The sequence below is a fragment of the Alkalihalophilus pseudofirmus OF4 genome (assembly GCF_000005825.2).
In the GTDB taxonomy this organism is placed as follows: Bacteria; Bacillota; Bacilli; order Bacillales; family Bacillaceae_D; genus Alkalihalophilus; species Alkalihalophilus pseudofirmus.
The window spans coordinates 1,628,370-1,642,676 of record NC_013791.2 but is presented as its reverse complement, the minus strand read 5'-3'; the positions used below and the strand labels follow the sequence as shown (position 1 = coordinate 1,642,676).

Genomic DNA, 14,307 nt, shown 5'->3' with positions numbered 1-14,307 from the left:
TAATCAAACGAGCAAGGATCGGTGTCTATGTTTTTTGAATTACTCATTATTTTCCTTATTATTCTAGTTGGAGGCTTTATTCAAGGAGCAAGCGGATTTGGCTTCGGACTTGTCGTCATGGGGTTTCTGCCCCTTTTCTTAAGCATTAAAGAAAGTACGTTAATCGTGGTTACGCTTTTATTAGTCGCCGCATTAAGCATTATTTTCAAAGTGTATCGTTCGATTGATTTAAAAGGAATAGGTATTTTGATCGCCTCGGCCATGATTGGTCGAGTTTTCTCTTTTTTCTTCTTAAGTACATACGGAGAAATGGATAGTTTAAAGAAAGTTTTAGGCTTTTTCTTAATTGGAATGGTGATTTTCCTTCTTCTAAATAAAAAGAATACAGCTCCTGATCAGAGAATTCATCCCCTCATTCCGATATCATTAGGTTTTTCAGGTGGATTTATAGGCGGGATCTTCGCTGTTGGCGGACCATTTTTTGTCTTCTATTTCTTAATGATCTATCTTAACGAGAAACATAAGTATCAAGCTAATTTGCAGCTGATGACGATCATTACCAGCCTATCTACGATTACATTGCATGGGATAAATGGAGATTTCAACTCCAACATGATGATCTATATATTCATCGGTATTATTGGTGTTTGCATTGGTACTTCACTTGGTATGAAGTGGTTTGAGAAGCTTCCAAATCACCTGATTAAAAGGCTTGCAATGATCATTGTATTCATAGCCGCATTAAACTTGATTATTCTTTCTTAGCTTGTTAGATTCTATGATTCTAGCAAGCTTTTTTCATTTATATTTCGGAAACGTTACAATTGGTTTATAATGGGAGTCACATCAGGTCATCCACCTTATTTGGAAATCGCCATTGATGGGAGAGAATTCATTTGAAAAAGAAAGTTGTTTTAGCCGGTGGTACAGGATTTATCGGGCAGCATTTTACCAAACTTTATAAAGAGCTTGATTATGACGTACATATTATTTCTAGACAAAATGAACATATTTCTTGGACGGATACAGAACGAATGCTAGAAGCTATAGATGGCGCTGAGTTGCTTATTAATTTAGCAGGGAAGTCCGTCAATTGCCGTTACAACGAGGCAAATAAAAAGGCTATTATGCAGTCTCGTACAGAAACTACAAAAGCATTAGGCAAAGCCGTACTTTCATGTGAAACCCCTCCTAAATTGTGGATTAACTCGAGTACAGCAACTATTTACCGCCATGCAGAGGACCGCGCGATGACAGAGGCAGACGGAGAAATCGGCACCGGGTTCTCAGTTGATGTCGCCACGACTTGGGAAGACACTTTCTTCGCCTATCAGCTGCCGCATACACGTCAAATTGCCTTACGTATTGCGATCGTTCTTGGAAAAGGCGGAGGAGTCATGAGTCCTTACTTGAACCTTGTAAAATTTGGCCTCGGCGGTGTGCAAGGGACAGGCGATCAAATGTTCAGCTGGATTCACCTAGACGATTTATTTCAGATTGTAGAGTTTTTACGAGAGCGAGAAGATTTAAGCGGGGTATTTAACTGTTCTGCACCTGAGCCTGTGACCAATCACGAGTTGATGAAACAATTACGCACGAAACTTAATGCGCCGATTGGTCTGCCTGCCCCTAAATGGATGCTAGAAGCTGGCTCTGTCCTTATCAGAACTGAAACCGAACTCGTCCTAAAGAGCAGATGGGTCATTCCTGAGCGACTAGAGCAGGCTGGTTTTACATTCACCTATCCTACGCTAGATCAAGCACTTAGTGAGATTATTCATTGACAACGCTAAAGGAGATAAGAATACCCTTTCTTATCTCCTTTTTGCTTTACGACAAATCATGTATTTCTGTATCAGAATATAAGGTAGCGGTACAGCTATAAAGTCAGCAAAAGTACTTAATGTTTAAATAGAAGGGGAGCGCATTGTAAGTTTCAACATTGCTAATAAACCCCTTTGATAACCCTGTTTCCTCGCATAACTGTGCAATGGTTATATATTTTTGGCCGGCAAGAGTCATAGTGAAGTACCCACCGCTTTTTTATTATAAGCAGCGGTTTTTCATGCCGAAAATTACCTTTTGATGGTAAAATTCATAAGAGATCATTTTGATGGTAAAATTCATAAGAGATCATTTAAAAGGGAGGCTTTTATGACTACCATCTATTTTGTCCGCCACGCTCATTCCACCTATTCCACAGACGAGTTAGGTCGTCCTTTATCAAAGCAAGGAATGGAGGATGCGAAGAAAGTCACGAACGTTTTAAAGGGAGAGAAAATTGATATTGTCCTATCAAGTCCTTATAAACGGGCTATACAAACGATTAATGGGATTGCTGAATTTACGGGGCAAAGCATTGGCATGGTGGATAACTTCCGTGAACGAGTTTTAACGACCACACCAGCTGAAGATTTTTCTCATGCTATTCAAAGAGTATGGGGAGATGAAGCATTCTCTTGGCCCGGAGGAGAGTCCAATCTAGATGCCCAGAAAAGAGGCATCTCAAGCTTAAATGAAATATTGGATACATATGAAGGTAAACACATTGTTATTGGAACCCACGGAAACATCATGGTATTAATGATGAATTATTTTGATACATCATACGATTTTTCATTTTGGAAGACGCTTGACATGCCGGACATTTTTAAATTGACCTTTTGTAAGAAGGAATTGAAAACAGTTGACCGAATCTGGGAGCCTGCTATTAAAAAGGAGCGAGAACGATGATCTTACATACAACAATTTGTGGTGAGGGACTCCCTCTGTTATTGCTGCATTCTGGGGGGATGACGGGCGAAACAGAATACGATGAGCAGTCGGTTTACTTCTCACAACGTAATTATAAGGTTATTAGGCCAGACCTTAGAGGACATGGGCAGTCAGGTAGGTTATCCGGTGATTATTTCGATTATTGTGCTGAAGACATAATAGAAACGTTAGATTATCTAGAAATAAAATCGTGCCATGTAGCTGGTGTGTCTCTAGGCGGGTTGACCGCGCTTATTTTTGCAAACCAATTTCCTGAGAGAGTTAGAAGCTTAACATTTACAGGGATCTTTCCTGAGAAAAAGCAAAATCGGGAAGATCAGCTGAAAGAAGAAGAAGAAAATCTTACATCGCTTTCAAACGATCCAGAAACAGTGTCTTATTTAAATACTATACATGTAAATAATGATTGGCGTGCTTTATTTAAATCATGGACAGCACCGAATTGGTATCCGTTTCACGAAACGAGCAATGTAGCAAGCCTCGCCTGTCCGACATTATGCATTGCTGGTGACGGGTTATCCGATGAAATAGAAGCAGCCATAACGTTCAGAAAGCTGAATTCAAGCATACAACTTGCTATCATCCCTTTTGCTAACCACCTCGTTCATAGGGAGCAGCCATCTTTATATACTGAAACCTTAAATCTTTTTTTACAAGAGGTAGATAATAGTCAAAAAAGACAATCCCGCTAAAGATTGTCTTTTTTTATCTATTTTGGAATATTGTTATTTAATTGTTTCTGAAGTTCCTTATTCTTGCGATAATCTTCCTCACGTGCTTTTTCAACTTCGATCTTCTTGTCTAAATCATTTACATACTCTTCATGAGTAATCCCATGAGCATGCTGCATCCCTTTTTCCATTACTTCTGGTATATGTTGTTTTTGCGCGTTTCTATCCATTATTAACACTCCTCAATTTTATCGATATGCATACAATTCCCGCATGAACTAAGAGTTAAACATGAAATATAACCTGCTATTTCCTCCAAGTTTATCCACTATGAGCAAAGGGAATAACAACAAAAACAAGTTTGGAGGGAATGTATATGATTCGTAAACTGTCTACAAGCACAGAGAACATTATTGAGTATGAAGTGGATGATACCTTAACGGAGGAAGAGAATAAGGAAGTACTTGATGAATTAAAAACAGTGATCAACCAATATGGTAAAATTAAGATTCTTGTGCGTTTAAACGAGATGGCCGGAGTCGAATTATCAGCCATAGATGATCGTCTTGCCTTTACGAAAGAGCATTTATCAGATATTGAGAAATATGCAATAGTGAGTGATGGGAACCTTACTGAATATATATCAAAACTAGCTGACAAAATGACAGAAATGGATATGCGCCACTTTGCTAAGGATGAAGAAAAAATAGCAAGGTCGTGGATAAGAGACTGAGTAGAAACACTTGAAGCGTTCTTTCTTAATATGAGGAAGGATGCTTTTTCTATGATTTTTCACTTGTAAATAATTAGGATATTTTTATATGCAGGAGACACACTAAGAGGAGTTTTTAAATATTTTTCTAAATGAGGTTAAAAATATGGATAAACAAATGTCATATGGCGACGACTATAAACCGCTTCCGGCTACATCGATTGCAGACGATGTATGTATTCAAGTAGTACCTGATGTGTTCAGTTATACAAATAAGATCGTTAACTTAGTCTTTATTGGCCACCCTGATGAAAACGAATTTGTTTTAGTAGATGCCGGAATGCCTAATTCTGCGCACGCTATTATTAAAGCCTGTGAACGCGTGTACGGTTCTGGCTGCCGGCCTAAAGCTATTCTCTTAACACACGGACATTTTGACCATGTAGGATCGATTATTGAGCTTTTACAGCATTGGGATGTATCTGTGTATGCTCATGCTTTAGAGCATCCTTTTTTAAATGGTGAACAACAATATCCAGAAGCAGATCCAACAGTAGAAGGAGGAATGCTCGCAAAACTCTCTCCGCTGTTCCCAAACGATCCAATTAACATTGAAAGTCATTTAAAACCTTACCCTGCAGATGGAACAATACCATTTTTAGAGGATTTTAAATGGGTGCATACACCAGGGCATTCACCCGGCCATGTGTCCCTTTTTAGAGAAAATGACCGCACGTTAATTGTTGGCGATGCATTCGTCACAGTGAAACAAGATTCACTATATAAAACGCTTACTCAGCATAAAGAAATAAACGGGCCGCCGCGTTACTTTACCACCGACTGGAGCGAGGCTTACCGATCTGTTCAAAAGCTGCATCAGCTGCAACCAGAAGCAGCGATTACCGGGCATGGTGCACCTATGTCAGGTTTAGAATTAAAAGAAAATCTGGATAAACTCGTTCACGATTTTAAAGAGGTATATGTTCCTGACTACGGTAAATACGTAAAAAAGAACGATTTACTTCATTAAACTTAACTCCTACATTCATTTGAAAGTGAGGATACGTTATATGAATGAGAAAGACTACATGAGCACAAAAGAAACGAGAAAAGACAAATTTAAAAGAGAATTAGAAGAACAATTTAAAAAGCCTTTAATTCACAAAGCAATAGCTACAAAAGAAGTCTTTGTGCCATTAGATACAACAAGGATTTGGAATTAAGTAACAGACACTATACAGACCTAAAAATAAGTTACATCGTATAAGGGTAAGCACTTTAACGAACGATAAGGTTACGCGGATATAGGGAGGAATCATGATGTTTACAACTAAAGAGCTCGCTCTAATTGAAGATGAAATTAGAGCTGAAGAAATCACAGCAAAAACAATGAATTGGTGTGCTGCTCATTGTAACGACGATGAATTAAGATCACTTATCGAACATATGGCAGAATCTCATCAAAAAAATATCATTCAGATCTCTACTTATTTAAATCAAGCTAAACTCCAATAACAGCAGGGGGTACATGATATGCCTAACAACATAGAACATCGAGGACTCACAGATCGTGAAATGCTGCAGCTTTGTCTTGAGCTTGAGAAAGGCCGATGCCGAAGCTTAGTCTCTACTATGCTTGAAACGAGCCACACTGATCTCCGTCAAGTCTATGAGGAATGCTTACAAGCAGCAAATGATCAACATGCTCATTTATATGAAGTGCTGAATGATAAAGGGTGGTATGAAACGCTTCATGCAACACCAGAAGCGATTAATCAAACTCAAGCACTTATGCAAAATAATCTTCATCCAGATGACCAATTTAAAGCTTAAACATTCAAACACAAAAGTGCATGGCATACGCTATGGCTTTTGTGTTTTTCACTTGTATTAAAGGTTTAAGCAGATAATTAATAGAGAATAGAAATATAGGCAAAGGTAAGGAGGAGATTGAGATGGAGAAGGTGGATTTTGTTATTATTGAGACTAATGGCATAAAGCTTCACACAGCTGTAGCGGGACCGGAGGATGGACCGCTAGTCATTTTATTACATGGGTTCCCTGAATTTTGGTATGGGTGGCGAAATCAAGTTGAACCACTTGTTCAAGCTGGTTATCGTGTAGTAATACCCGATCAGCGCGGCTATAACTTAAGTGAAAAACCCCTTGAGATTAAAGAATATACGATCGATCATTTAAGAGATGATATTACTGGGATTATTGATTACCTCGGCTATAAAAAAGCAACTATTATCGGTCATGACTGGGGAGGGATTGTCGCTTGGCACTTAGCCTCCACCAAACCTGATTATGTTGATAAACTAATGGTTATTAATAGTCCGCATCCTGCTGTGTTTAAATCAACCATTTTAAAGGATCCACTACAGCTTTTGCGCAGCATGTATATGATGTTTTTTCAACTTCCTAAGCTGCCGGAAACTCTTCTAAGTCAAAACGATTATGAATCGGTAAAAAAGGTATTAATGCAAACAAGTCTTCCTGACACATTCACTGACCAGGAATTATCAAAGTACATGCAAGCATGGCAGCAGCCAAATGCCCTTACAACGATGCTGAATTGGTACCGAGCGATGACAAGAACGCCTCTCAACAAACCATCAGCTCTTCAAATGCCAGTGAAAGTATTATGGGGTCAGAAAGATACCTTTTTAACCTCGCAATTAGCGAAAGATAGTGCAGCTTTATGTGATAATGCAGAGCTTATTATGATTGATGGGACGCATTGGGTGCATCTTGAGAAGTCAGAGCTGGTTAATTCAATGATAGGAAAGTTTTTAGCAAAATAGAGTATCGGATAGCTTGTTGATGATTTCAACAAGCTGTTTATTAATGTGTTGGTTACATAATTTTACATATACTTAACCCTACCATACCGAACGTATGTACTATAATAGAATTATAACAAAAGGGAGGGATGTTATGGAGGGGAGCAGCAGGTACTGTAAACTAACTTATGATGAGATTGCTGAACGTTATTTAAGTGGGCAAAGCTCAGAGGAAATTGGCGCAGCAGCAGGAGTGACGAGTTGATCAATCACAAGAATATTAAACAAGATGAACGTTGAAATGCGACCCCGCGGCAGCTGGAACGAAAGCATACTCTAAATGAAGACTATTTTAAGTATTGGTCAGAGAAGATGGCATATTTACTAGGATTTTTTGTGGCAGATGGATGTGTATCGGGCGAACTGCAGACTATTTCTTTTTCTCAAAATGATAAAGCTATACTTGAAGACATACGCAATGAACTTGCTTCAACTCATAAAATCTATACTGATAAGAGAACGAACGTTCATACGTTATATATTCACAGCAAGATTATGAAAAATGACTCAATGGACCTTCATGGAATACAGTCTAATAAATATAAAACTATTGAATTTCCGTACATTCCAGACCAATATATCAGCCATTTTATACGAGGGTTATTCGATGGGGATGGACACTTATACAAAACTAAATATTATATATGTTTTGTAGGTGGTTCTAAAGCATTTATGGTTAAACTTTGTCAGATCCTAAATGACTTTAACTTTAATTCTAAAGTGGTTCAAACCAGCAGCTATTATAGGGTTTACGTTTCGGGGAAAGATGATGTGAAGAGGTTCGGAGAATGGATATATACAAATAAATCAATTTGGCTAGATAGAAAATATAAAGCATTTAGCTTTGAGATTTTTATAAAGAGTAGAGGTATGTAATATTAATTAGGTTTTTCTTTTTAGTTAGAAGTAGACATAATATACCTTATAGGACATCATAAAAACAATCTAAAATACGTATCATATCAAAAGTATACTTTAAGTTTTGAGACAGAAAAGAAAATTTAGATGAAATGACTGATTATCTAACTTAATTGCTATCTGGTTGTTTATTTATCATTTCATCTATAAATAATTTAATCATTGTTGCTTAATCAAGTTACTATCAATTCTAATATTTATTATACAGTTAATGATACGCCATATTTTTATCATTAACTGATTTATGCTTTATCGATACTCTCATTAAGTTCTCCAACCCTCATTCTATATTAATTAAAACCACTCCAGTTCTCATACACCCTCTATTAAACCGACAACAAGTTTACATAATCAATTTATTGTCTATTCTTTGTAATACTCCTGTTTTTCTTTACTTGTTCTATTTTTATTGCATGCTGCATATATATCTATATTAAATACTTAACAATCATCTGCCGCAAATTGACACGGATCTATCTTACACTTAAAATTATGGTATATGTTACCAAATTCACATGCAGTTATGACCTCTTTTTTCGAAAGGAACGTATTTATGACACGTGAACATGGCTTAATGATTCTTCGTACAGTTATTATTGCTATTGCACTTATTGTATTTGGCTGGTTATTAATTAATTTCTTTTCGTTAACCTATCCATTTTGGATTGCTGCTGCGATCGCATGGTTTCTTCAGCCGTGGGTTCGTTTTATGAGAGAAAAGCTTAAATTCAGCTCTGGATTTGCGAGTTTTTTCGGCTTATTAGGAAGCATTATTTTAGTCAGTTCTGTTATAACCGGTGCCATTTTTCTCATTGGTTACAGCTTGCGTAACTTTTTTCAACAAATCCCAGGCTGGATTGAGACGTCTTCCATTTCTTTGCAGCAATTTTTTAATCAAGTCATATTCCCTTTCTGGCAGCAAATTTTAGGCATCTTTGATACATTCAGCTACGAGGAGCAAGAAGCCCTCCGTCAAAGTATCGTTCAGTTGGGATCTCAAGTTGGTAGTTTGCTCGGACAAGCAGGCCAAACCCTTGTTGATCGAATCACCCATATTCTGATGGGTGTTCCAACATTCTTAGTTGCTTTTGTCTTTATCATCTTGAGTATTTACTTTATGGGGAAACAGTGGACCTTTTATAGAGAAAAGACACGTGAAGCCCTCGCACCTTCCTTTTTACTGCTTATTAGAGACTTTGGAGCTGCCGTTCGAACTCGATTATTCGGGTTTTTGAAGGCTCAATTTATTTTAATGATGATTACTGGCTTAATTGTGCTCGTTGGACTCTCTATCCTTCGCGTAGAGCATGTTGTGACGCTCGCAGTGGTAATTGGAATTGCTGAGCTCTTGCCTTATTTAGGTACAGGAACGATCCTGATTCCTTGGTTTGTATACTTATTTATCGTCGGAGACTTTTCCTTAGCAATCGGGTTGACGATTTTATATGGCATTATTGTGATTGTAAGGCAGCTCATTGAACCTAAAATTTTATCCTCTAATCTCGATTTAAACCCTGTAGCGGTGCTTATTTCTCTTTTTGTCGGTCTGCAGCTCTTCGGTGCGCTTGGGCTGTTATTTGGACCTGTGTTACTCGTGTTCCTAATGATTTTAAATGATATCGGCGTGGTCCGCTCGATTACCCAATTTATCAAAAATGGATGGGCTAAAGAAACATAAAAAAGCTGAACCCTAATCGGTTCAGCTTTTATTTATTCACTTGCTTCACGTTTCGTTTGTCTCACTTCCGTTACAGAGCCTGCTTGTGCTGAATCAATGGCAAAGGATCCATTTGAGTAACGATCACTCATTCGGTAAGCGGACGGATCGATTGTTTCTTGCTGGCCTTTTTCAGTAAGTATTTCAATTAATGTTTCTTTTGAAACACGTCTGCATCCAATGACTCGATGTGCATTCGACTTTAACTCTCGCAACATCACTAATCCACGTTTTGCACGTGATGATTTATCAAACTCACTTAAAGGCATTTTCTTTACAGCGCCGCGATGTGTAACAATAAATAGATCAACTTTGTCTTCTGGTTCGAAAGTGAAAGCATCTACGACTTTATCATCATCTTTTAGATTAATCGCTTTTACACCTGCTGCCCTCTGACCAACGAGGCTAATTTCTTCTTCATCAAACCATAACCCGTATCCTAGATGAGTCGCTATAAATAATTCTTTCTTCCCGTCCGTACGCATCACAGATACCACTTCATCATCAGCCTTTAACTTTAACGCCATAAGCGGCTTTGAAAAACGCTGTGCTTGATAAAGAGATAACTGAGACCGTTTGGCCATTCCATTTTTCGTAATAAATAAGAGTGACTCGGACTCACTGAATTCTTTGACTGGCATCGCTCTCAAAATACAGTCGTCACGATCAACACTAACTAAGTTAGCAATATGCTGCCCGTTGTCTTTCCAGCGGATATCAGGCAGATGATGAACTGGTACATACAAATAGCTGCCAAGTTTAGTGAATAAGAGCAGTGTATCTGTTGTATTCATTTCAAACCGGTCTAAAAGCCTGTCTCCCTCTTTCATCCCTGGCGGCTCACCGTTTGAAGCAGTATAAGAGCGGATGCTCGTTCGTTTCACATAACCTTCTTCTGTAACGGTAACCATTACATCTTCAGAGGCCACTAGAACATCCATATTAATCTTTATTTCTTCAATTTCTTCTTTAATCACTGTACGTCTTGGGTCTGCAAACTGCTTTTTCACAGATTGAAGACCTTTTTTAATAACCGTGATCAGCTTTTTCTCGCTGCCTAAAATGGCTTCTAACTCATGAATACGGCGCTCAAGCTCTGCTGCTTCTTCTTCTAGGGTTGTAATATCCGTATTAGTTAAACGATATAGCTGCAATGTTACGATCGCTTCTGCTTGTGCTTCTGAGAAGTCGTATTCACGAATTAAATTCTCTTTCGCGTCTTTCTTATCTTTAGATGAACGGATCGTCGCAATAACCTCATCTAAAATTGAGATCGCTTTAATTAAGCCTTTTACGATATGCTGACGGTCTTTTGCCTTTTTCAAGTCATATTGGGCACGACGAGTCGCAACTTCCTTCTGGTGGTCAATATACGCTTGAATCAGAGGCTGCAGTCCCATTAGCTTAGGTGTCTTGTTATGGATTGCTACCATATTAAAATTATACGTCACTTGTAAGTCAGTATTTTTGAACAGGTAATGAAGGATCGCCTTAGCATCTGCTTCTTTTTTAAGCTCGACAACAATACGTAAGCCTGTACGGTCTGTATCATCACGCACTTCAGCAATTCCATCTACTTTTTTATCAAAACGCAGCTCGTCCATCTTCTTTACGAGATTGGCTTTAACGACTTCATAAGGAATTTCAGTGATCGTGATTTGCTGGCGTCCGCCGCGCAGCTCTTCAACTTCCGTTTTCGCACGGACAATCACTTTCCCTTTACCTGTACGATAAGCCTGCTTAATCCCGTCAATCCCTTGAACAATCCCGCCTGTTGGGAAATCAGGTCCTTTAATGACCGTCATTAAGTCCTCAAGCGTCGTTTGCGGCTTTTCCATTTGCATAATCACACCATCGATAATTTCACTAAGATGATGCGGCGGGATATCTGTTGCATACCCCGCTGAGATTCCAGTTGATCCGTTTACTAAGAGATTCGGAAACATTGCCGGCAAAACGACCGGCTCATCTTCTGAATCGTCAAAGTTAGGAATATAGTCAACTGTTTCTTTATCAATATCACGCAGGAGCTCTGCTGAGATTTTAGATAGTCTTGCTTCTGTATAACGCATCGCTGCAGGAGGGTCGCCGTCAATCGAGCCGTTGTTTCCGTGCATATCGACAAGAAGGTTACGAACCTTCCATTCCTGACTCATCCGAATCATCGCATCATACACAGACGAATCACCGTGCGGATGATAGTTACCGATCACATTACCGACCGTTTTCGCTGATTTACGAAACGGTTTATCCGCTGTGTTTCCATCACGATACATCGCATATAAAATACGACGCTGCACAGGCTTTAACCCGTCACGAGCATCCGGAAGGGCACGCTCTTGTATAATGTATTTACTATAACGACCGAACCTATCACCAATAACGTCTTCTAAAGGAAGGTCTAAGTAACGCTCTGTTTGTGACACGCTTATTCCTCCTCAACTACTGCTAAGTTTTCATTTTCTAAGATGTTTGTTTCTTCCTCAAGACCGAAGGCAACATGTGTTTCGATCCATTTACGGCGAGGTTCAACTTTATCACCCATCAACGTAGTTACTCTTCTTTCTGCTCTAGCAGCATCATCAATTTTAACACGGATCAACGTACGTGTTTCAGGGTCCATCGTTGTCTCCCATAGCTGAGTCGCATTCATCTCACCGAGACCTTTATAGCGCTGCAGCATATATCCGCGTCCGACCTTCTTAATTGCTGTATCAAGCTCCCGTTCATCCCATGCATACTCAATAACTTCTTTTTTGCCTGTTCCTCTGCTTACTTTGTAAAGAGGTGGAAGCGCAATATATACTTTACCTGCTTCAACAAGCGGGCGCATATAGCGATAGAAGAATGTTAAGAGGAGCACTTGAATATGCGCGCCATCCGTATCAGCATCGGTCATGATAACGATTTTATCGTAATTCACATCCTCGAGGTCAAAGTCTGCCCCTACACCCGCTCCGATCGTATGAATGATCGTGCGGATCTCCTCGTTTTTCATAATATCTTCAAGCTTAGCTTTCTCCGTATTAATCACTTTCCCGCGAAGAGGCAGCACCGCTTGGAATTTACGATCACGTCCTTGTTTAGCAGAACCACCGGCAGAATCACCCTCAACGAGGTATAATTCGTTGCGTTTAGGATTTTTCGATTGAGCTGGTGTTAATTTCCCGCTTAGGAGGACATCCTTTCGCTTGCTCTTCTTGCCGTTACGCGCATCCTCACGGGCTTTTCTTGCTGCTTCTCTCGCTTGAGCTGCTTTTACCGCCTTTTTGATCAGCATCGTGCTGATATCAGGATTCTCTTCAAAGAAATAGGAGAGCTTTTCTGAAACAAGCCCATCTACAGCCGAACGTGCTTCAGGTGTCCCTAGCTTGCTTTTTGTTTGTCCTTCAAACTGCAGCTTTGCTTCAGGCACTCGAACAGACACAATAGCCGTAAAGCCTTCACGGATATCAGATCCATCCAAGTTCTTCTCTTTTTCTTTTAGAAGCTTCACCTTACGAGCATATTCATTCACTGCTCGTGTCATCGCAGCTTTGGCACCTAATTCATGCGTACCGCCGTCTTTTGTGCGGACATTATTAACAAACGATAAGACACTCTCTGTATAGCCATCGTTAAATTGAAACGCAAGCTCTACTTCAATCTCTTGGTGTTCGCCTGAAAACGATACAACAGGATGCAGCGTTTCTTTATCCTCATTTAAATATTCAACAAACGCTTCGATCCCATTATCATAATGGAAAATCTCGTTCTCTTGGTCACTGCGCATGTCACAAAGCTCAATTTTTAACCCTTTTAAAAGGAATGCAGCCTCGCGCAGCCGCTCTGATAACGTTTCAAAGTTATATGTGGTCACGCTGAAAATCGATGGGTCTGGTTTAAAATGAATTGTTGTACCAGATTTTCTAGTCGTCCCCTGTTTTTCTAGGGTTGTCACTGCCTTACCGCCGTTTTCAAAACGCTGCTTATATACCGTTCCATCGCGTTTGATTTCAACAACAAGCCATTCGGACAAGGCATTTACAACAGACGCCCCTACGCCATGCAATCCGCCGCTCGTTGCATAGCCTCCTTGACCGAATTTACCTCCTGCGTGTAATACAGTTAAAATGATCTCTGGAGTTGGCTTGCCTAATTTATGCATTCCAACAGGCATACCCCGGCCTTCATCTGTGACTGAAATACTGTTGTCACGGTGAATCGTAACTTTTATGTATGATCCGAATCCTGCAAGAGCTTCATCTACTGCATTATCTACGATTTCATAAACGAGATGATGCAGTCCTCGTCCATCCGTGCTTCCTATATACATACCTGGGCGTTTTCTAACCGCCTCTAATCCTTCTAATACTTGTATTGCGTCATCGTTATAATCAAGATGTTGTTTCTTAGCCAAGATTGGTACTCCTTTCAACATGCTACTTGTATTGTAGCACAAACGAACACATGTTTCTATTCGGTCTTTAACTTGTGTTCATTTAGTGGTTTAATGCACGTTCACCATTGCCTTTACTATTGTAGCTGTTATTTCAGTATTCGCAACCTCTTTTAGGGATTCCTGCTTTTTCTATGAAAAAAGTCATAGCGGATTTTGACGAAAGATTGACGATTGGCCATTGATCTCACATGTTATAATAATTGAAATAACAAATGAAGAGGAGACTA

At 39.3% G+C, this 14,307-nt stretch carries 15 protein-coding genes; 12 read left to right on the top strand and 3 right to left on the bottom strand.

Annotated features, from left to right (window positions below; genetic code table 11):
* The first annotated feature begins 27 nt into the window (after nt 1-27).
* From BPOF4_RS08215 to BPOF4_RS08200, 4 genes are all read left to right on the top strand, one after another.
* Complete coding sequence (locus tag BPOF4_RS08215; protein ID WP_012958654.1) at nt 28-765, top strand: sulfite exporter TauE/SafE family protein; 738 nt, start codon at nt 28-30, stop codon at nt 763-765.
* Between the two features lie 131 nt (nt 766-896).
* Complete coding sequence (locus tag BPOF4_RS08210; protein ID WP_012958653.1) at nt 897-1,784, top strand: TIGR01777 family oxidoreductase; 888 nt, start codon at nt 897-899, stop codon at nt 1,782-1,784.
* Between the two features lie 370 nt (nt 1,785-2,154).
* Nucleotides 2,155-2,733, top strand: a complete 579-nt coding sequence (locus BPOF4_RS08205) for a histidine phosphatase family protein (protein ID WP_012958652.1) — start codon at nt 2,155-2,157, stop codon at nt 2,731-2,733.
* On the top strand, nt 2,730-3,467 hold the full coding sequence (locus BPOF4_RS08200) for an alpha/beta fold hydrolase (protein WP_012958651.1): 738 nt from the start codon (nt 2,730-2,732) through the stop codon (nt 3,465-3,467). The genes BPOF4_RS08205 and BPOF4_RS08200 overlap by 4 nt, the downstream gene beginning before the upstream one ends.
* 17 nt (nt 3,468-3,484) lie before the next feature.
* On the opposite strand, the gene BPOF4_RS08195 is transcribed toward BPOF4_RS08200, so the two are convergent.
* Nucleotides 3,485-3,676 carry a YuzK family famiily protein gene (locus BPOF4_RS08195; protein WP_012958650.1) on the bottom strand — a complete coding sequence of 64 codons (192 nt, stop codon included), beginning with the start codon at nt 3,674-3,676 and terminating at the stop codon, nt 3,485-3,487.
* A gap of 146 nt (nt 3,677-3,822) precedes the next feature.
* On the opposite strand from BPOF4_RS08195, the gene BPOF4_RS08190 reads away from it, so the two are divergent.
* The 8 genes from BPOF4_RS08190 to ytvI all read left to right on the top strand — a co-directional run bounded on the left by BPOF4_RS08190 (nt 3,823) and on the right by ytvI (nt 9,600).
* Nucleotides 3,823-4,179 (top strand): SpoIIAA family protein, encoded by a 357-nt coding sequence (locus BPOF4_RS08190; protein WP_012958649.1) that lies wholly within the window; start codon nt 3,823-3,825, stop codon nt 4,177-4,179.
* Between the two features lie 145 nt (nt 4,180-4,324).
* Nucleotides 4,325-5,188 carry an MBL fold metallo-hydrolase gene (locus tag BPOF4_RS08185; protein WP_012958648.1) on the top strand — a complete coding sequence of 288 codons (864 nt, stop codon included), beginning with the start codon at nt 4,325-4,327 and terminating at the stop codon, nt 5,186-5,188.
* Between the two features lie 40 nt (nt 5,189-5,228).
* Nucleotides 5,229-5,381 (top strand): hypothetical protein, encoded by a 153-nt coding sequence (locus tag BPOF4_RS22440; RefSeq protein WP_012958647.1) that lies wholly within the window; start codon nt 5,229-5,231, stop codon nt 5,379-5,381.
* Nucleotides 5,382-5,475: 94 nt separating this feature from the next.
* Complete coding sequence (locus BPOF4_RS08180) at nt 5,476-5,673, top strand: hypothetical protein (RefSeq protein ID WP_238446492.1); 198 nt, start codon at nt 5,476-5,478, stop codon at nt 5,671-5,673.
* A gap of 18 nt (nt 5,674-5,691) precedes the next feature.
* Nucleotides 5,692-5,991 (top strand): spore coat protein, encoded by a 300-nt coding sequence (locus tag BPOF4_RS08175; RefSeq protein ID WP_012958645.1) that lies wholly within the window; start codon nt 5,692-5,694, stop codon nt 5,989-5,991.
* A 122-nt stretch (nt 5,992-6,113) separates the two neighbouring features.
* A complete protein-coding gene (locus BPOF4_RS08170; protein WP_012958644.1) occupies nt 6,114-6,965 on the top strand; it encodes an alpha/beta fold hydrolase in 852 nt (283 codons plus the stop codon).
* A 351-nt stretch (nt 6,966-7,316) separates the two neighbouring features.
* Complete coding sequence (locus tag BPOF4_RS08165; RefSeq protein WP_012958642.1) at nt 7,317-7,880, top strand: LAGLIDADG family homing endonuclease; 564 nt, start codon at nt 7,317-7,319, stop codon at nt 7,878-7,880.
* A gap of 595 nt (nt 7,881-8,475) precedes the next feature.
* Nucleotides 8,476-9,600 carry a sporulation integral membrane protein YtvI gene (gene ytvI / locus BPOF4_RS08160; RefSeq protein WP_012958641.1) on the top strand — a complete coding sequence of 375 codons (1,125 nt, stop codon included), beginning with the start codon at nt 8,476-8,478 and terminating at the stop codon, nt 9,598-9,600.
* A gap of 32 nt (nt 9,601-9,632) precedes the next feature.
* Here the strand turns inward: ytvI and parC are convergent, their stop codons facing one another.
* Both parC and parE read right to left on the bottom strand, forming a co-directional pair.
* On the bottom strand, nt 9,633-12,065 hold the full coding sequence (parC, locus tag BPOF4_RS08155) for a DNA topoisomerase IV subunit A (RefSeq protein ID WP_012958640.1): 2,433 nt from the start codon (nt 12,063-12,065) through the stop codon (nt 9,633-9,635).
* Nucleotides 12,066-12,067: 2 nt separating this feature from the next.
* Complete coding sequence (parE, locus tag BPOF4_RS08150; RefSeq protein WP_218959103.1) at nt 12,068-14,059, bottom strand: DNA topoisomerase IV subunit B; 1,992 nt, start codon at nt 14,057-14,059, stop codon at nt 12,068-12,070.
* Nucleotides 14,060-14,307 lie beyond the last annotated feature (248 nt).